The organism is Streptomyces roseofulvus, from assembly GCF_039534915.1.
Taxonomy (GTDB): Bacteria; Actinomycetota; Actinomycetes; order Streptomycetales; family Streptomycetaceae; genus Streptomyces; species Streptomyces roseofulvus.
The window spans coordinates 2,187,228-2,204,709 of the sequence record NZ_BAAAWE010000001.1 but is presented as its reverse complement, the minus strand read 5'-3'; the positions used below and the strand labels follow the sequence as shown (position 1 = coordinate 2,204,709).

General features: G+C 72.7%; 14 protein-coding genes and 1 tRNA gene. 9 read left to right on the top strand and 6 right to left on the bottom strand.

All coding sequences use genetic code 11. The features are described from left to right. Window positions 1-135 precede the first annotated feature (135 nt). Entirely contained in the window at window positions 136-1,890 is a 1,755-nt protein-coding gene (locus ABFY03_RS10130; RefSeq protein WP_346169728.1) for a glycoside hydrolase family 35 protein, read from the bottom strand. A gap of 92 nt (window positions 1,891-1,982) precedes the next feature. On the opposite strand from ABFY03_RS10130, the gene ABFY03_RS10125 reads away from it, so the two are divergent. From ABFY03_RS10125 to ABFY03_RS10100, 6 genes are all read left to right on the top strand, one after another. Further along, window positions 1,983-2,870 carry a helix-turn-helix domain-containing protein gene (locus tag ABFY03_RS10125; RefSeq protein ID WP_319013800.1) on the top strand — a complete coding sequence of 296 codons (888 nt, stop codon included), beginning with the start codon at window positions 1,983-1,985 and terminating at the stop codon, window positions 2,868-2,870. A gap of 11 nt (window positions 2,871-2,881) precedes the next feature. Next, entirely contained in the window at window positions 2,882-3,208 is a 327-nt protein-coding gene (locus ABFY03_RS10120) for a chorismate mutase (RefSeq protein WP_319013801.1), read from the top strand. Beyond that, entirely contained in the window at window positions 3,208-4,197 is a 990-nt protein-coding gene (locus tag ABFY03_RS10115) for an asparaginase domain-containing protein (RefSeq protein WP_346169727.1), read from the top strand. Before ABFY03_RS10120 ends, ABFY03_RS10115 begins: the two co-directional genes overlap by 1 nt. A gap of 64 nt (window positions 4,198-4,261) precedes the next feature. Continuing rightward, a complete protein-coding gene (gene pepN / locus ABFY03_RS10110) occupies window positions 4,262-6,754 on the top strand; it encodes an aminopeptidase N (RefSeq protein WP_346169726.1) in 2,493 nt (830 codons plus the stop codon). A 174-nt stretch (window positions 6,755-6,928) separates the two neighbouring features. Beyond that, window positions 6,929-8,314, top strand: a complete 1,386-nt coding sequence (locus ABFY03_RS10105; protein WP_346169725.1) for a pyridoxal phosphate-dependent decarboxylase family protein — start codon at window positions 6,929-6,931, stop codon at window positions 8,312-8,314. After that, complete coding sequence (locus tag ABFY03_RS10100) at window positions 8,311-9,723, top strand: lysine N(6)-hydroxylase/L-ornithine N(5)-oxygenase family protein (protein WP_346169724.1); 1,413 nt, start codon at window positions 8,311-8,313, stop codon at window positions 9,721-9,723. Before ABFY03_RS10105 ends, ABFY03_RS10100 begins: the two co-directional genes overlap by 4 nt. 3 nt (window positions 9,724-9,726) lie before the next feature. On the opposite strand, the gene ABFY03_RS10095 is transcribed toward ABFY03_RS10100, so the two are convergent. Next, complete coding sequence (locus ABFY03_RS10095; RefSeq protein WP_346169723.1) at window positions 9,727-11,526, bottom strand: bifunctional metallophosphatase/5'-nucleotidase; 1,800 nt, start codon at window positions 11,524-11,526, stop codon at window positions 9,727-9,729. 113 nt (window positions 11,527-11,639) lie between these two features. On the opposite strand from ABFY03_RS10095, the gene ABFY03_RS10090 reads away from it, so the two are divergent. Together ABFY03_RS10090 and pyk are read left to right on the top strand one after the other, a co-directional pair. Continuing rightward, window positions 11,640-12,356 (top strand): SIMPL domain-containing protein, encoded by a 717-nt coding sequence (locus tag ABFY03_RS10090; RefSeq protein WP_386723531.1) that lies wholly within the window; start codon window positions 11,640-11,642, stop codon window positions 12,354-12,356. Window positions 12,357-12,503: 147 nt separating this feature from the next. Further along, window positions 12,504-13,931, top strand: a complete 1,428-nt coding sequence (pyk, locus tag ABFY03_RS10085; protein WP_346169721.1) for a pyruvate kinase — start codon at window positions 12,504-12,506, stop codon at window positions 13,929-13,931. On the opposite strand, the gene ABFY03_RS10080 is transcribed toward pyk, so the two are convergent. Continuing rightward, window positions 13,932-14,720, bottom strand: coding sequence for a helix-turn-helix domain-containing protein (locus tag ABFY03_RS10080; protein WP_346169720.1), 789 nt, complete (start codon window positions 14,718-14,720; stop codon window positions 13,932-13,934). An 82-nt stretch (window positions 14,721-14,802) separates the two neighbouring features. After that, window positions 14,803-14,888: transfer RNA gene (locus ABFY03_RS10075), tRNA-Leu, on the bottom strand. 94 nt (window positions 14,889-14,982) lie between these two features. On the opposite strand from ABFY03_RS10075, the gene ABFY03_RS10070 reads away from it, so the two are divergent. After that, entirely contained in the window at window positions 14,983-15,639 is a 657-nt protein-coding gene (locus ABFY03_RS10070) for an ANTAR domain-containing response regulator (RefSeq protein WP_346169719.1), read from the top strand. Window positions 15,640-15,710: 71 nt separating this feature from the next. Here the strand turns inward: ABFY03_RS10070 and ABFY03_RS10065 are convergent, their stop codons facing one another. Further along, window positions 15,711-16,427, bottom strand: coding sequence for an ABC transporter ATP-binding protein (locus ABFY03_RS10065; RefSeq protein WP_030492904.1), 717 nt, complete (start codon window positions 16,425-16,427; stop codon window positions 15,711-15,713). After that, window positions 16,424-17,479, bottom strand: coding sequence for an ABC transporter ATP-binding protein (locus ABFY03_RS10060; protein ID WP_319013811.1), 1,056 nt, complete (start codon window positions 17,477-17,479; stop codon window positions 16,424-16,426). The genes ABFY03_RS10065 and ABFY03_RS10060 overlap by 4 nt, the downstream gene beginning before the upstream one ends. Window positions 17,480-17,482 lie beyond the last annotated feature (3 nt).

Here is a 17,482-nt window from a genome sequence, read left to right as displayed (position 1 = left end):
ACGCTGTCACCACGAGACGCGGCCACGCCGTCACCACGACCGCGGCCCCGCTGTCACCACGACCGCGGCCCCGCTGTCACCCACGAACCGGGCCCCGGGGCGGCACAGCGCCCCGGGGCCCTCCCCGCGCACGGCTCAGCCCAGTTCCACCGTGGCCGGACCCTCGCCCTCCACCTCCAGCACCCACACCTCGTTCGTGCCCTCCCGCAGCACCGGCCCCGGCACGAACAGGCCCTCCTGCGGGCCCGCCGCCGGCCAGTACCGGCCCAGGCAGAAGCCGTTCACCCAGACGAAGCCCCGCCCCGCGCCCGCCAGCCGCAGCTCCGCGTCCCCCGCGCCCGCGACCTCCACCGAAGCCCGGTACAGGCCCCGCCCGTCACCCCGCTCCGCCGCCTTCCGGAACGGCACCCGGCCGCCGACCGCCTCCGCCGTGAACGCGTCCAGGCGCAGGCCCCGGGCCCGTACCCCGTGCACGTACTGCCGCTCGTGCAGCAGCCCGCCGGTGACCCCCTTCGGCTCCGCCAGCCGCGGCCCGTAGTTCACCCGGCCCAGCGACTCCACCCACAGATCCACCGCGGCCGGACCCGCCACCGGCTCCGGCAGCGCCGCGTCCTCCTCCGTGAGCACCCCGGCGAAGACCCCGTCCACCCACACCTGCGCGCGGTCCCGCAGCCCCGCCACCGCGAGCGGATACGGCTGCCGGGGACCCGGCACGGCGAAGCGGTACCGCACCAGACCCCGGTCCACGTCCAGCTCCTCGAAGGCCGGCGGCACCCCCGCCTCGACCTCCGCGCCGCCCAGCGCCTCCAGGACCGCGTCCAGCGACGCCCACTCCGCGAGGTCCGCCCGCACCGGCGCCGCCAGCCGGGCCGGCGGCTCCGGCACCTCCGGCAGCGGCCCCGCCGCGTACTCCGCCAGCACCTCCCGGAAGCGGTGGAACTTCTCCGTCGGCCGCCCCCACTCGTCCACCGGCGCGTCGTAGTCGTACGAGGTCACCGTCGGCAGCAGCCGCCCCCCGTGCAACGCGCCGGCGCGGTTCGCCCCCGCCCACCCGCCGAAGTTCGAACCCCCGTGCGCCATGTAGACGTTCACCGACGCCCCGCACCCCAGGATCTCCCGCAGCGCCTCCGCCGCGTCCTCCGCACCCCGCACCGTGTGCTCCGTGCCCCAGTGGTCGAACCAGCCGCACCAGAACTCCATGCACATCAGCGGCCCCGACGGCCGGTGCCGGCGGAGCACCGCGAAGCCCTCCGCCGCGCCCGAGCCGAAGTTCGCCGTCGCCAGCACCCCCGGCACCGAACCGCCCGTCAGCATGTGGTCCTCGGGCCCGTCCGAGGTGAAGAGCGGCACCGACACCCCGCACTCCCGCAGCAGCCCCGCCAGCCACTCCAGATAGCGGGCATCACTCCCGTAACTCCCGTACTCGTTCTCCACCTGGACCATCACCACCGGCCCGCCCCGGTCCACCTGCCGCGCCACCACCTGCGGCAGCAGCCGCCGGAACCAGCGCTCCACCGGCCCCAGGAACTCCGGGTCCCGGGTCCGCACCCGCCGCCCCAGCGGCCCGGTCAGCCAGTGCGGCAGCCCGCCGTTCTCCCACTCGGCGCAGATGTACGGCCCCGGCCGCACGATCGCCCGCATCCCGGCCGCCGCCACCACGTCCAGGAAACGGCCCAGCGCCTCCGGATCCGCGTACCGGCCCGGCCCCGGCTCGTGCAGGTTCCACGGCACGTACGTCTCCACGCAGTCCAGGCCCATCGCCCGCAGCATCCCCAGCCGGTGCGCCCAGTGCCCCTCGTGCACCCGGAAGTAGTGCAGCGCCCCCGACAGCAGCCGCACCGGCCGCCCGTCGAGCAGAAAGTCCTCGTCACCCACAGCGAACGTGCTCATGGCCTCACCCTCGCCCCCTGGCGGCGGGCCGGTCCATGGACAAAGATCGTCGCAGTTTGGACGTTAGGGCGGGAGAAAGGGCAGGCCGGCGGATGTACCACACCTGGATGCGCTACTTCACGCCCGGACCCGTCCACCACCGCCTCGGCCTGGTCTGCCTCGGCGTCGGACTCCAGCACGGCCGGCTCCCCGCCGTCGGCCCCCGCACCCTCGACCACCACGTCGCCGTCGTCGTCTCCGCCGGCGGCGGCTGGTACCGCACCGCCGACGGCCGCACCACCCCCGTCGCCGCCCCCGCCCTCCTCTGGCTCACCCCCGGCGTCCCCCACCACTACGGCGCCGACCCCACCACCGGCTGGGACGAGTCCTTCGTCGACTTCACCGGCCCCGCCGCCGCCACCTACACCGAACTCGGCTACATCGAACCCGACCGGCCCGTCGTCCCGCTCGCCGACGCCGCCCCCGCCCGCGCCGCCATCGGCCGCGTCGCCCGCGCCGCCCGCCCCGGCAACCCGCTCCTGGAGGTCGAGACCGCCGCCGCCGTCCACGAGCTCCTCGTCGCCCTGCGCCGCGGCCGCGCCGACACCGACGCCGACGGCGACCCGGTCCTCACCGGCCTCGCCCGCGACGCCTTCCAGCCGTACTCCGTCGCCGAGCACGCCGCCCGGCACGGCATGACCGCCGCCGAGCTGCGCACCGCCGTCCGCCGCGCCGCCGGCTGCAGCCCCAAGGACTACCTGCTCACCGTCCGGCTCGGCCGCGCCAAGGAACTCCTCGCCGCCACCGAGCTGCCCGTCGCCGCCGTCGCCCGGCGCGTCGGCTACGACGACCCCGCCTACTTCTCCCGCCTCTTCACCCGAAGGGTCGGTCTCGCCCCCGTCCGCTTCCGCGAGCAGCAGGGCCGCGCCGTCCACGGCGGCTGGAGCGACCGGATCCCGGATCCCGAACACCCGCCGACCATCGGCGGGGACTCCGTCTAAGCTCGCTGACCATGAGCGACACCAGGAACGACTCCAGCGACATCGACCCGTCCGTCCGCGCCGAGCTGACCCGGCTGCGCGAGTCGATCGACAACATCGACGCCGCCGTCGTCCACATGCTCGCCGAGCGCTTCAAGTGCACCCAGCAGGTCGGCGTCCTCAAGGCCGAGCACCAGCTGCCGCCCGCCGACCCGGCCCGCGAGGCCCGCCAGATCGCCCGGCTGCGCGAGCTCGCCGAGAGCGCCAAACTGGACCCCGCCTTCGCCGAGAAGCTGCTCAACTTCATCATCGCCGAGGTCATCCGGCACCACGAGACGATCGCGGACGGGACGCGCTGATGGCCCGGGTCACGGTCTTCACCCTCGGCGGCACCATCTCCGCCCGCGGCGGCGAACTGGGCCGGATGACCGGCCCCGAGGTCCTCGCCGCGCTCGGCGCGCCCGACGACGTCGACCTCCGCGACTTCCGCCGGCTCCCCTCCTCCTCGCTCACCCCCGAGGACCTCGCCGCCCTCGCCGCCGAGGTGAACGAGGCCGTCGCCGCCGGCTCCGGCGTCGTCGTCGTCCAGGGCACCGACACCCTGGAGGAGACCGCCTTCCTCCTCGACCTGCTCTGCCCCACCGAGCGGGCCCCCATCGCCGTCACCGGCGCCATGCGCCGCCCCGACCTGCCCGGCGCCGACGGCCCCGCCAACCTCGCCGCCGCGCTCGCCGTCGCCGCCGACCCCGCCTGCCGCGGCCTCGGCGTCCTCGTCGTCCTCGCCGACGAGATCCACGCCGCCCGGCACGCCCGCAAGACCCACACCACCTCCGTCGCCACCTTCGCCTCGCCCGGCGCCGGCCCCCTCGGCACCGTCGTCGAGGGCACCCCGCGGATCCTGCTCCGCCCCACCGTGCCCACCGCGCCCTGCCGGCTCTCCTACGACCCCACGGTCCGGATCGCCCTGCTCACCCTGACCCTCGGCGACCGCGGCGAACTCCTCTCCGCCGTCGACGACCGCTTCCAGGGCCTCGTCGTCGCCGCCTTCGGCGCCGGCCACGCCCCCTCCTGGCTCGTCGAACCCCTCGCCGAGCTCGCCCGCCGCATCCCGGTCGTCCTCGCCTCCCGCACCGGAGCGGGCGCCGGCCTCAGCGACACCTACCGCGGCCCCGGCTCCGAGCACGACCTCCTCCACCACGGCCTGATCCCCGCCGGACCGCTCGCCCCCGCCAAGGCCCGGCTGCTGCTCGCCGCCCTCGTCTCCAGCGGCGCCGCGGGCCCCGCCGGCTACGACCGGCCCCGGATCACCGCCGCCTTCGCCCACCTCGACGGCACCGGACTCGCCTGACCTCCCGAGCCCGGTTCGGAATCCCCCCTGCCCGCCGACCGGACGATCGGGCAGCATAGGGCCCATGTCCGTACTGACGCGCGACGAAGCGCAGACCCGTGCCCAGCTGCTCGACGTCCACCACTACGCGGTGGACCTCGACCTCACCGGCGGCGACGAGACCTTCGGGTCCACCAGCCGCATCCGCTTCACCGCCCGCACCGCCGGGGACACCTTCGTCGAACTCAAGCCGGACGCCCTGCACTCCGTCACCCTCGACGGCGCGCCCCTCGACCCCGCCGCCCTCACCGAGAACCGCCTCCCGCTCGCCCTCACCGAGGGCGAGCACGAGCTGACCGTCACCGCCACCATGCGCTACTCGCACACCGGCGAGGGCATGCACCGCTTCCTCGACCCCACCGACGGCGAGTCCTACGTCTACACCCAGCTCTTCATGGAGGACGTGCAGCGCGTCTTCGCCGCCTTCGACCAGCCCGACCTGAAGGCCGTCTTCGACATCGCCGTCACCGCCCCCGAGGGCTGGACCGTCCTCTCCAACGGCATCACCGAGCAGGGCGAGGACGGCCGCTGGACCGCCGCCACCACCCCGCCGCTCTCCACCTACTTCGTCTGCGTCGCCGCCGGACCCTGGCACTCGATCCGCACCGAGCACGCCGGACTGCCCTTCGGCATCCACTGCCGCCGCTCCCTCGCGCCGTACCTCGACGCCGACGCCGACGAGATCCTCGCCGTCACCAAGGCGTGCTACGACCGCTACCACGAGAAGTTCGACGAGCCCTACCCCTTCGACTCCTACGACCAGGCGTTCGTCCCCGAGTTCAACCCCGGCGCCATGGAGAACCCCGGCCTCGTCACCTTCCGCGACGAGTTCGTCTTCCGCTCCGCCGTCACCGCCACCGAGCGGATGACCCGCGCCATGGTCATCGCCCACGAGATGGCCCACATGTGGTTCGGCGACCTCGTCACCCTCCGCTGGTGGGACGACATCTGGCTGAACGAGTCCTTCGCCGAGTACATGGGCTACCAGACCGTCAACGAGGCCTGCTCCGACCTCTTCGCCGACACCTGGATCGACTTCGGCGTCACCCGCAAGTCCTGGGGATACGACGCCGACCAGCGGCCCTCCACCCACCCCGTCGCCCCGGACCCCGAGGCCGTCCCCGACACCGCCTCCGCCCTCCTCAACTTCGACGGCATCTCCTACGCCAAGGGCGCCTCCGCCCTGCGCCAGCTCGTCGCCTGGCTCGGCGAGACCGACTTCCTCGCCGGCCTCAACATCCACTTCAAGCGGCACAAGTTCGGCAACGCGACCCTCGCCGACTTCATCGACAACCTCGCCGCCGCCACCGACCGCGACGTCCACGCCTGGGCCGAACAGTGGCTGCGCACCACCGGCGTCGACACCCTCACCCCCCGCCTCACCGGCGAGGGCAACCGCTGGGACCTCGCCGTCGACCGCGCCGGCAGCCGCCCCCACCGCATCCAGGCCGGCCTCTACGACCGCCGCCCCGACGGCGAACTCGCCCTGCGCGAGCGCCTCCTCCTCGACGTCCCGCAGCAGGAGCCCGCCCGCCTCACCGGCCCCCGCCCCGACCTCGTCGTCCTCAACGACGGCGACCTCGGCTACGCCAAGCTCCGCTTCGACGAGGTCTCCGAGGAGTCCGCCCTCCGCGGCCTCTCCCGCATCCCCGACCCGCTCACCCGGGCCGTGGTGTGGAACGCCGTGCGCGACATGGTCCGCGACGGCGAACTGGCCCCCGCCGACTACCTGGAGATCGCCCGCGCCCACCTCCCCGAGGAGACCGAACTCGCCATCGTCCAGGGCGTCCTGGCCTTCGCCCGGCAGGAGATCGCCGACCGGTACGTCTCCGCCGACGACCGGCCCGCCGCCCTCGCCGCCCTCCGCGAGATCGCCCGCTGCCTGCTGCGCCGCACCGAGGACGGCGAAGAGCCCGACCTGCGCCTCACCGCCGTCCGCGCCCTCGTCGACAGCGCCACCACCCCCGACCAGATCGCCTCCTGGCTCGACGAGGGCACCGTCCACGGCGGCCCCGAACTCGACCCGGAGCTGCGCTGGCGCATCCTCGCCCGGCTCGCCGTCCTCGGCGCCACCGACGAGGCCGCCATCGCCGCCGAGCTGGAGCGCGACCCCAGCGCCACCGGCCAGGAGGGCGCGGCCCGCTGCCGCGCCGGGCTCCCGGACCCGGCGGCCAAGGCCGCCGCCTGGGCCGCCATGTTCGACTCCGACGACCTGTCGAACTACCTGTTCACCGCCACCGCCCTCGGCTTCTGGCAGCCCGAACAGGCCGACCTGGTCCAGGAGTACGTGGAGCGCTTCTACGACGCGGCCATCGCCCTCGGCGACCGCCGCGGCCCCGCCATGGCCGAGGCCGCCGGCCGCCACGCCTTCCCCGCGTACGCGGTCGACGCCGACTCCCTCGCCCTCGGCGAGCGCCGGCTCGCCGACGGCACCATGATCCCGGCCCTCCACCGCAAGCTGGTCGACCAGCTCGACGACCTCGCCCGCGCCCTGCGCGTCCGCGAGGCCCTGGGCTAGACCGACCCGGCGGCCCAGTCCCAGCCGGTGACCGCGGCGCGCATCGGAGGACAGGGGCATGACGGCCGACCTCGAAGTGGTCTGAGCGGGCGGACGCAAGCCCGCGTCCCTCGTTCGGGTCACGTGACCGCGGTCGCCGGACACGGTCCGGCGGCCCCCGGCACGCTGTCGTCCATGCGTGCCGCACCTCCGCCACCCCTCGCCGCCCAGCCCTTCCCGCTCAGCCGGCTCCTCGGCATCGCCCTGGACGCCCTGCGCACCGGCGCGGACGAACGGGGCGGGCCGCTGCCGGCCGGCGGGCCCGCCGCGGTCACCGCACGCGTCCGCGCCACCCTCGGGGACGTCCTCCCCGAGACCGGCACCGGACAGGAAGAGGCCCTGCGCACCCTGGTCCACCTGGTCGCCGCCGGCGCCGCCGACCCCGCCCACCCGCTGTGCGCCGCCCACCTCCACACCCCGCCGCTCGCCCTCGCCGCCGCCGCCGACCTGGCCGCCGCCGCGCTCAACCCGTCCCTGGACTCCTGGGACCAGGCGCCCTCCGCCTCCGCCCTGGAGGCGGAGGTCACCGCGGCCCTCGCCGCCGAGGTCTTCCCCCGGGCGAGCCGCCCCGACGCGCTCGTCACCACCGGCGGCACCGAGTCCAACCAGCTCGCCCTGCTCCTCGCCCGCGAACGCCACGGCCCCGCCCTCACCACCGTCGTCGGCGCCAACGCCCACCACTCCTTCCGCCGCGCCGCCTGGCTCCTCGGCCTCCCCGCACCGGTCACCGTCCCCACCCCCCGGGGCGTCCTCGACCCGCCGACCGTCGCCCGCACCCTCGACGGCCTCGACGGACCCGTCCTCCTCGCCGCCACGGCCGGCACCACCGAGGAGGGCCTGATCGACCCGCTGCCGGAGCTCGCCGACCTCTGCGCCGAGCACGGCGCCGAACTCCACGCCGACGCGGCCTACGGCGGCCCGCTCCTCCTCAGCCGCACCCACCGGCACCTCCTGGCAGGCCTGGACCGGGCCCGCACCGTCACCCTCGACCTGCACAAACTCGGCTGGCAGCCGGTTGCCGCCGGCCTCCTCGCCGTCCGCGACCCCGCCGACCTCGCCGCCCTCGGCCACACCGCCGCGTACCTCAACGCCGGCGACGACACCGAGGCCGGCCTCCCCGACCTCCTCGGCCGCTCCCTGCGCACCACCCGCCGCCCCGACGCCCTCAAGGCCGCCGTCACCCTGCGCGCCCTCGGCCGCTCCGGGCTCGGCGCCCTGGTGGACCTCTGCATGGAACGCGCCCAGGACCTGGCCGACCTGGTGGAGAAGGCCCCCGGCCTGGAGCTGCGCGACCGGCCCGTCCTCACCACCGTCCTGCTCCGCCCCGCCGGCGCCGACGACGCCCGGGTGGCCCGGGTCCGGCGCACCCTCCTCGCCGGCGGCCGGGCCGTCCTCGGCCGCGCCGAGGCGGACGGCCGGCTGTGGCTGAAGGCCACCCTGCTCAACCCCCACACCACCCCCGACGACCTGGCCCAGCTCATCTCCCTCGTGGAACTCGCGGAAGGCGACACCGACCGATGACCGGCAGCACCCCCCAGCAGGACCTCGACCGCCCGCACGATCTGGTGGGCGTCGGCATCGGCCCGTTCAACCTCTCGCTCGCCGCCCTCGCCGACGGCGTCCCCGGCGGGCTCGCCGCGACCTTCTTCGAGCAGCGCCCCGCCTTCCACTGGCACCCCGGCCTCCTCATCGACGGCGCCACCCTCCAAGTCCCCTTCCTGGCCGACCTGGTGACCCTCGCCGACCCCGCCAGCCCCTGGTCCTTCCTCAGCTACCTGCGGAGCCGCGAGCGGCTCTTCCCCTTCTACTTCGCCGAGAAGTTCCACATCCAGCGCGCCGAGTACGACGCCTACTGCCGCTGGGTCAGCGAGCGGCTGCCCGGCCTGCACTTCGGCCACCAGGTCGACTCGGTCCGCTGGAACCCCGAACGCAAGCTGTTCGAGGTCGACTTCACCCAGCTCGACCAGGACGGCGAGGCGGCCGCCCTCGGCCGCGCCTACACCCGGAACGTGGTCCTCGGCGTCGGCACCGAGCCCTACGTCCCCGAGCCGCTCCGCCCGCTCGCCGACGCCCCCGGCGTCCCCGTCTTCCACTCCGCCGACTACCTCACCCACCGCGAGACGCTGCTGCGCGCCGGGCACGTCACCGTCATCGGCTCCGGCCAGTCCGGCGCCGAGGTCTTCCTCGACCTGCTCCGGGCCCGCCCGGCCGGCGCCGAGCGGATCAGCTGGCTCGCCCGCACCGAGGCGTTCGCGCCCATGGAGTACTCGAAGCTGGGCCTGGAGCACTTCACGCCCGACTACACCCGCTACTTCCACGCCCTGCCGGAGCCCGTCCGCGGCGAACTGATGCCCCGCCAGTGGCAGTTGCACAAGGGCATCGACGCGGACACCATCGCCGCCATTCACGACGAGCTCTACCGCCGCACCCTGCACGGCGGCTGGCCGGACGCCGTCCTCACCCCCGGCGTCCGGGTCCGCACGGCGGGCCGGGTCGCCACCACCCAGGTCGAGCTGCACCTGGAGCACGTCCAGCAGGGCAGCCGCTCCCGGCTCACCACCGACGCCGTGGTGCTCGCCACCGGCTACCGGGAGCGCCCGGTCGGCCGGATGCTGGCCGGCCTCGACCCGTATCTGCGGCACGACTCGGCGGGCCGGGCGAAGATCGACGAGCGGTACCGGCTGGTCCTCGACCCGTCGGTGACCGGCTCGGTGTACGTACAGAACGCCGAGCGCCACACCCACGGCGTGGGCGCCCCCGACCTGGGTCTCGCCGCCTGGCGCAGCGCGGTCATCCTCAACGCGGTGACCGGGAAGGAGCCGTACCCGCTGCCGCGCCGGACCGCCTTCACCAGCTTCGGCCTGGACGCGCGAGAGGCGCCGAGCATCCCGTCCCAGGACCGGAAGCTGACGCCTCTCGTGGAGCACTGAGGTCTAGAAGACCGGGACGCCGTCCCGGGTCAGCTTCCAGTCCACCGACGCGAACCGCGCGGGGTCGACCGTGCCCTTGGCCTGCACCCACTGGATGATCGTGTTGCGGATCTCGTCCGAGTTCGCCCACAGCTGCTCGGCCTTGGCGACGTGCGGGAAGGCCCCGCCGCCGCTGGCGCGGTAGTTGTTGACGGCGAGGACGAACTTCGCGGCCGGGTCGAGCGGCTTGCCCTCGAAGGTCAGGCCGGTGATCCGCTGCCCCGCCGGCCTGGCGATGTCGATCTCGTAGGCGAGCCCGTACACGGCGTCGTAGTTGTAGTCCGGGGTGTTGTCCGCGTTGGTGAGCTTCGCGGTGTCGACGGGGGCGCCCGCCGGGGTCTGGACGTAGTACTTCGCCGAGTACTCCAGGTAGTCCTTGAGCTGGGCGCCCGTCATCAGACGGGCCTCCAGGGTGTTCTCGAAGGGGTAGAGGCCGGCGGCGTCCTTGATGGTGATCCGGCCGGCCGGGATGCGGGCGGTCCGGGAGAAGCAGGACGCCTGCGACAGCACCGGCAGCGCGGCGTACGCGCCGCCGGCCAGCGCGGCCTTCACGGTCTCGGCCTGGACGACGTTGATCAGGTCGATGATCGGCTCGTCCTTCCACGGCGCGTCGGCCGTGGTCATGGCGGCGGTCGAGGTGCCGATCACCGTGTTGACGTACTCCACGACCTTCTTGTGCTCGTCGGCGAGGAGCCCGGTGATCTCCGGGTCCTCCTCGACGGTGTTGGAGTTGAGGACCTGGGCGGCGACCTTCTCCACCGTCCAGCGGCCCTTCTCCCACACCAGGTCGAAGTCGAAGAGGGTGAGGCGCTGGCCCCACTTCAGCGGCTCGGAGAGCACGACCTCCCGGCCGGTCTCCTTGTTGGCGATCCGGTACTCGGGGATCTCGGTGTGGGCGTGCCCGACGAGGATCGCGTCGATGCCGGGGACCTGCTCGGCGACGAGCCCGGCCGCGTTCTCGATGTGGGGGAGCTGGTCACCGTACGAGGAGGTGCCGCTGGAGCCGGAGTGGGCGGAGACGATCACGACGTCGGCGCCCATCGAGCGCAGCTTCGGCACCCACTTCGCCGCCTGCTCCTCCAGGCCGGGGAAGACCATCTTGCCGTTGACGTTGGCCTTGTCCCAGATGGCGATGCCGGGGTTGGTCAGGCCGAGCACCGCGACCCGGACGTCCTTGCCGTGCGGGGTGCGCAGCCGGTGGATGCTGTACGGGGGGAAGGCCGGGAGCAGCGTCTTCGCGTCGAGCGCGTTGGCGCCGAGCAGCGGGAAGTCGCACTGCTCCTCGAACTTCCGCAGCACCGGGATGCCGTAGTTGAACTCGTGGTTGCCGAGCGCGGCGGCGTCGTAGCCGATGGCGTTCATGGCCTGCGCCATCGGGTGGACCGGGCCGCCGGCCTTCGTGATGGGGTCGATCTTGGCGTAGTAGTACGAGAGCTGGGTGCCCTGGATGGTGTCGCCGGCGTCGATGAGGAGGGTGTTGCCGCGGCCCTTGGCGGCGCGGACCTGGTTGACGAGGGTGGAGATCTTGGCGAGGCCGACGTCGTTGTGGGCCTTGTCGTCGAACTCCTTGTCCGTGAAGTAGTCCCAGTTGAGGACGTTCCCGTGCAGGTCGGTGGTGCCCATGACGGTGAACGAGTACCGCTTGGCCGGCCTGGGGCGGCGCTCCTGGGCCGCCGCGGCGGGGGCGACGGCCCCGGCGGTGAGGGCGGCCCCGGCTCCGATGGCTGCGGAGCTCTCCAGGAAGGTCCGGCGGTTGAGCGGCATGTGTACTCCTCGGTGTTCGTGGCGCTGTCTCAGGTGCACAACGCGCGTAGATTCTGGCTCAGACGCCTCTTGCGCAACACCCCTTTCGGGTTACGGAGTGGGAAAGTGTTCGCATGCCACCGATCCCCGGCCCGGAGGAGCACGCCGTGACACACGCCCACCCCACCCCCCAGGCACCGCAGGTGACGGTCCGCGGCGAAGGCCGCCTGGAGGTCGATCCGGAGCTGGCCCGCCTCTGGATCGCCGTCTCCGCGCGGGGTGCCGACCGGTCCGCCGTGCTCGCGGACCTCACCCGCCGCAACGCCGAGGTCCTCGATCTGCTCAGGGCACGCGGGACGGCGGTGGGCGCACTGGAGACGGGCAGCTTCTCGATCGCGCCCGAGCAGTCCCGCCGGCCGCGCGGCGAGCAGGTGCGGGCCTATCGGGGGCGGGTGCGGATCGGCGTCGAACTGACCGACCTCACGCTCCTCGGCGAGCTCGTGCCGCAGCTCGCCGACCGCGACCAGACGGAGGTGGAGGGGCCCTGGTGGGAGCTGCGCCCGGACTCGCAGGCGTACGCCGAGGCCCGCCGGCTCGCGGTGACGGAGGCGGTCCGGCGGGCGCGCGCCTACGCGGAGGCGCTGGGCACCTCGCTGGGCTCACTCCTCGAACTGTCGGACGCCGGGCTGCCGGAGGCGGGGGTGCCGAGGGCCGGCGGCTTCGCCCCGATGCTCGCCTCCTTCGCGGAGGAGGGCGCCGGCGGGGCCCCGCCGCTCGACCTCGAACCGCAGCGCCGGACGGTGACCGCCGAGGTCATCGCGCGCTTCACCATGCTGCCGCCCGCACTCTGAGACGACCGGCCCGGAGGCGCGGAAAACGCTCATCGGAGCACTCCGGCGCACAGATTCAAGTCTTGTCAACAACGTTTCACGGAAAGGTTGTTGAGTAGTCATGCCGGACCCACCGGCTACTGATGGGTAAGGCCCTAGGCTCGGCTCATGCGCCGAGCGAAAATCGTTTGTACCCTTGGGCCCGCCACCGAAACATACGACCAGATCAAGGCGTTGATCGAGGCCGGAATGGACGTGGCCCGCCTCAACCTCAGCCACGGCACCTACGCCGAGCACGAGGAGCGTTACCAGCGGGTCCGCAAGGCGGCCGACGAGACCGGCCGCAGCGTCGGGGTGCTCGCCGACCTTCAAGGCCCGAAGATCCGGCTCGGCCGCTTCCGTGAGGGTCCGGTACTCCTTGAACGCGGCGACGCGTTCACCATCACCGTGGAGCCGACGGAGGGCGACCGCCACCGCTGCGGCACCACCTACGCCGGCCTCGCCGGCGACGTCGCCGCCGGCGAGCGGATCCTCGTCGACGACGGCCGGGTCACCCTGGAGGTCACCTCCGTCGACGGCCCCCGGGTCAACACCCGGGTCGTCGAGGGCGGCATGGTCTCCGACCACAAGGGGCTCAACCTGCCGGGCGTCGCCGTCTCCGTCCCCGCGCTCTCCGAGAAGGACGTCGAGGACCTCCGCTGGGCGCTGCGCACCGGCGCCGACGTGATCGCCCTCTCCTTCGTCCGCTCCGCCCGGGACATCGAGGACGTCCACCGGATCATGGACGAGGAGGGCCGCCGCCTCCCCGTCATCGCCAAGATCGAGAAGCCCCAGGCGGTCGACAACATCGAGGAGATCGTCGCCGCCTTCGACGGCATCATGGTCGCCCGCGGCGACCTCGGCGTCGAGATGCCGCTGGAGCAGGTCCCGATCGTCCAGAAGCGCGCGGTGAAGCTGGCGAAGCGCAACGCCAAGCCGGTCATCGTCGCCACCCAGATGCTCGACTCGATGATCGACAACTCCCGGCCCACCCGCGCCGAGGCGTCCGACGTGGCCAACGCCGTCATCGACGGCACCGACGCCGTGATGCTCTCCGGCGAGACCAGCGTCGGCCGCTTCCCGGTCGAGACGGTCCGCACCATGAGCCGCATCGTCGAGGCCGCCGAGGAGGACGTCCTCGCCAAGGGCCTCCCGCCGCTGACCGAGCGGAACAAGCCGCGCACCCAGGGCGGCGCGGTGGCCCGGGCCGCCGCCGAGATGGGCGACTTCCTCGGCGCCAAGTTCCTGGTCGCCTTCACCCAGTCCGGCGACACCGTGCGGCGGCTCTCCCGCTACCGCTCGCCGATCCCGCTGCTGGCCTTCACCCCGGACCCGGAGACCCGCTCGCAGCTCAACCTCACCTGGGGCGTCGAGACCTTCCTCGGCCCGCACGTCGACTCCACGGACGCGATGGTCGCCCAGGTCGACGAGGAACTGCTCCGCATCGGCCGCTGCAAGAAGGGCGACGTCGTGATCATCACCGCCGGCTCTCCGCCGGGCGTCTCCGGCACCACCAACCTGGTCCACGTCCACCACATCGGAGACCCGCTGGCGTAGTCAGTGCTTGGGCCCGACGTGAAGGTCCATGAGCGCGACGGAGGCCTTCCGGGAGACGGAGATGTTCCGCGCGACGCGCGACTGGTGCGCGGACTTCCACTCGACCCCGACACGGTCGAGGGCGTCAGTGAAGAGCGCAATGATGTCGGCGGACGAGTTGGTGAAGAAGTAGCGGGGGTACTCGTACCGCTTGCGCTGTCCGCCGATCATCTTCTCGGTCCAATTGGTGATCCGGCTGCCGTCGGAGTGGACGAGCCCCCGAATGAACTCCCAGGGGTGCGCGTCGACGATCTCCTGCTGCCAGGCTTCGAGGGCGATAGGGCGCTCGTGCTTCCTGCCTGGCCCGTGCTGAGGGAAGAGGCATCTGAGGTGCATAGAGGTGATCTTGACGTCCACGCACCCCTGCTTCTGTACCTTCGACGCACGATTGCCGGGCAGGACGGACTGCATGGCCTCCACGCATGCGTCGATGAGCCCCGGCCAGGTGTCGGCACAGGTGACGGAAAGACTCGGAACCCGCATGGCGCGGCTCTGGGCGATGTGGCCGTCGCCGAGATAGAGGCCGAGCAGGTACGCGTACGCGATGTTGTCGAGCTCGCGTCCATCACATCGGGGGCACAGCGGCGAGTGCCTGCCCGGACACTCGCCGCGTTTGGCGCGGTCCACGTGCTTCCAGTAGCCGATGGTGCCCATGGGAACGTTGAGGGTGCGCGCCACTTCCGCGTTCTTGGCGCCTCCCCGCAGCATCGTGAGCGCCCGCTGTCGCACGGTTGTCCCGTGAAAGTTCATGTGATCACTCTGTGCGACGGGGCATCGCCGTGTACGGCAGAAAGCGGACATTCACGCGAAGGTGAACATCCGCTTCAGGAACTGGTGCCGGGTGCGGGACTCGAACCCGCAAGCCCTCACGGGCAGATGTGTTTGAGACATCCGTGTATGCCATTCCACCAACCCGGCAGGTTGCCAGTCGGAGTGTACCCGGTCACTGGTCTGGCCAGCAGCTAGGTAGGCTTCTTCGTGCAGCGCACTGCCCCGCAACGAGGAGCCCCCCGTGACCGCCGCCCCCGAGTCGCCCCAGCCCGCCGAGGACGCCGAGGCGTCCCACGTCCCGCCGCTGACGACCCGTGTCGTCATCGCCGAGGACGAGGCTCTCATCCGCCTCGATCTCAAGGAGATGCTGGAGGAGGAGGGCTACACGGTCGTCGGCGAGGCGGGTGACGGCGAGGCCGCCATCGAGCTGGCCCGCGAGCACCGGCCCGACCTGGTCATCCTCGACGTGAAGATGCCCAAGCTCGACGGCATCTCCGCCGCCGAGAAGATCGCCGGCGAGTCGATCGCCCCGGTCCTCATGCTCACCGCCTTCTCCCAGCGCGACCTCGTCGAGCGCGCCCGGGACGCCGGCGCCATGGCGTACCTGGTCAAGCCCTTCAGCAAGAGCGACGTCGTCCCCGCCATCGAGATGGCCGTCTCCCGCTTCGCCGAGCTGCGCGCCCTGGAGCAGGAGGTCGCCGACCTCACCCAGCGTCTGGAGACCCGCAAGCTGGTCGACCGCGCCAAGTCGATCCTCCAGACGCAGTACGGCCTCTCCGAGCCCGCGGCCTTCCGCTGGATCCAGAAGACGTCCATGGACCGCCGCATGTCCATGCAGCAGGTCGCCGAGGCCGTCATCGAGGACGCCGAGGAGAAGAAGGCCGCGAAGGGGCAGTAGCCCGTACCGGTACACGGCAGGAGGCCCGCCCCGCGCGACGCGGGGCGGGCCTCCTCTCGTATGCCCGAGGCTCAGTCCTCGCCGAGGTACGCCTTGCGGACGGACTCGTCGTGCAGGAGGTCGCCGCCCGTGCCCGAGAGCACGATCTTGCCGATCTCCATCACGTGGCCGTGGTCCGCGAGCGCCAGCGCGGCCTGGGCGTTCTGCTCGACGAGCAGGATCGTGGTGCCCTGGGCCTTCAGCTCGGCGATGGTCGCCATGATCTTCTGCATCATGATCGGCGAGAGACCCATGGAGGGCTCGTCGAGCATGAGCAGCTTGGGCTGGGACATCAGCGCCCGGCCCATGGCGAGCATCTGCTGCTCACCGCCGGAGAGCGTGCCGGCGGCCTGCTTGCGACGCTCGCCCAGGATCGGGAACAGGTCGTAGGCGCGCTGGACGTCCTTGGCGATGCCGGCGCTGTCCTTGCGGAGGAAGGCGCCGAGGAGCAGGTTCTCCTCGATGGTCATGCGCGGGAAGATGTGCCGGCCCTCGGGGGAGTGGGCCAGACCCAGCGAGACGATCTTGTGCGCGGGGATCTTGCGGAGGGACTTGCCCTCGAACTTGATCTGGCCGCCGACCGGCTTGAGGAGCCCGGAGAGGGTCCGCAGGGTGGTGGTCTTGCCGGCGCCGTTGGTGCCGATGAGGGTGACGACCTCGCCCGCGTCCACGGAGAAGGAGATGCCCTTGACGGCCTCGATCTTTCCGTAGGCGACGCGCAGGTCCTCGACTTCGAGCAGTGCGGTCATGCGTCGTTCTCCTTGCCCGGAGCGGCGTCCTTCGCGGCGTCCGCCGCGTCCGCCGGGGTGTCGTCCTCGGCCGGGGTCTCCTCCGCCGGGGCCTCGTCGTCCGCCGGGGCGTCGTCCTCGGCGTCCTCGTCCTCGGCCTCCTCGGCGGCTTCCGCCGGAGCGGCGGTCTCCGCCTCGGGAGCCTCCGCCTCGGGAGCCTCCGCCTCGGCGGCCTCCGCGTCGGCCTTGGGCGCCGGGGTGTCCTCGATCGGCTCGCCGAGGTAGGCGGCGATGACCCGCTCGTCGCTCTGGACGGTCTGGCTGTCGCCCTCGATCAGCTTCTGGCCCTGCACGAGCACGGCGACCCGGTCGCACAGGTTGAAGATGAAGCGCATGTCGTGCTCGATGACGAGCACGGCGATGCCCATGTCCCGGATGGCGAAGATCAGTTCCTCCGCCGCACGGGTCTCCTGCGGGTTCATGCCCGCCGTCGGCTCGTCCAGCAGGATCAGCCCCGGGTCGCTCGCCAGCGCGCGGGCGATCTCCAGCTTGCGCTGCTCGCCGTACGGCAGGTTCTTCGACAGGAGCTGCGCCTTGTGGGCGAGGCCGACGAACTCCAGGAGCTCCATCGCGCGCTTCTCGGAGGCCGCCTCGGCCTTCTTGAAGCCCGGGCCGCGCAGCAGGGCGGACCATAGGCCCTCCTTGGTGCGGGTGTGCCGGCCGACGAGCACGTTCTCCAGGACCGTCATGTTGTTGAAGAGACGGATGTTCTGGAAGGTACGGGCGATGCCGGCCGCGGTGACCTTGAAGGACTTCGGCGGCAGCACCTGGCCCTTGTAGCGGACCTCGCCCTCGGTGGGCACGTACAGACCGGTCAGGCAGTTGAAGAAGGTGGTCTTGCCGGCGCCGTTCGGGCCGATCAGACCGACGATCTCGCCGCTGTTGACGGTGAGGTTCACGTCGCGGACGGCGGTCAGGCCGCCGAAGCGCATGGTGACCCCGCGCGCGTCGAGCACGGTCTCGCGGGCGGCCGGCTCCGTGGTGGCGGCGGCCTTGGTGGTGGTGGTCGTCATGGT

Excerpts from the sequence above, each read along its gene's own strand:
- ABFY03_RS10100 (WP_346169724.1), top strand. The coding sequence starts at position 8,311 with ATGACCGGCAGCACCCCCCAGCAGGACCTCGACCGCCCGCACGATCTG.
- ABFY03_RS10115 (WP_346169727.1), top strand. The coding sequence starts at position 3,208 with ATGGCCCGGGTCACGGTCTTCACCCTCGGCGGCACCATCTCCGCCCGC.
- pyk (WP_346169721.1), top strand. The coding sequence starts at position 12,504 with ATGCGCCGAGCGAAAATCGTTTGTACCCTTGGGCCCGCCACCGAAACA.
- ABFY03_RS10125 (WP_319013800.1), top strand. The coding sequence starts at position 1,983 with ATGTACCACACCTGGATGCGCTACTTCACGCCCGGACCCGTCCACCAC.
- ABFY03_RS10130 (WP_346169728.1), bottom strand. The coding sequence starts at position 1,890 with ATGAGCACGTTCGCTGTGGGTGACGAGGACTTTCTGCTCGACGGGCGG.
- ABFY03_RS10095 (WP_346169723.1), bottom strand. The coding sequence starts at position 11,526 with ATGCCGCTCAACCGCCGGACCTTCCTGGAGAGCTCCGCAGCCATCGGA.
- ABFY03_RS10060 (WP_319013811.1), bottom strand. The coding sequence starts at position 17,479 with ATGACGACCACCACCACCAAGGCCGCCGCCACCACGGAGCCGGCCGCC.
- ABFY03_RS10105 (WP_346169725.1), top strand. The coding sequence starts at position 6,929 with ATGCGTGCCGCACCTCCGCCACCCCTCGCCGCCCAGCCCTTCCCGCTC.
- ABFY03_RS10080 (WP_346169720.1), bottom strand. The coding sequence starts at position 14,720 with ATGAACTTTCACGGGACAACCGTGCGACAGCGGGCGCTCACGATGCTG.
- ABFY03_RS10065 (WP_030492904.1), bottom strand. The coding sequence starts at position 16,427 with ATGACCGCACTGCTCGAAGTCGAGGACCTGCGCGTCGCCTACGGAAAG.
- ABFY03_RS10120 (WP_319013801.1), top strand. The coding sequence starts at position 2,882 with ATGAGCGACACCAGGAACGACTCCAGCGACATCGACCCGTCCGTCCGC.
- pepN (WP_346169726.1), top strand. The coding sequence starts at position 4,262 with ATGTCCGTACTGACGCGCGACGAAGCGCAGACCCGTGCCCAGCTGCTC.
- ABFY03_RS10090 (WP_386723531.1), top strand. The coding sequence starts at position 11,640 with ATGCCACCGATCCCCGGCCCGGAGGAGCACGCCGTGACACACGCCCAC.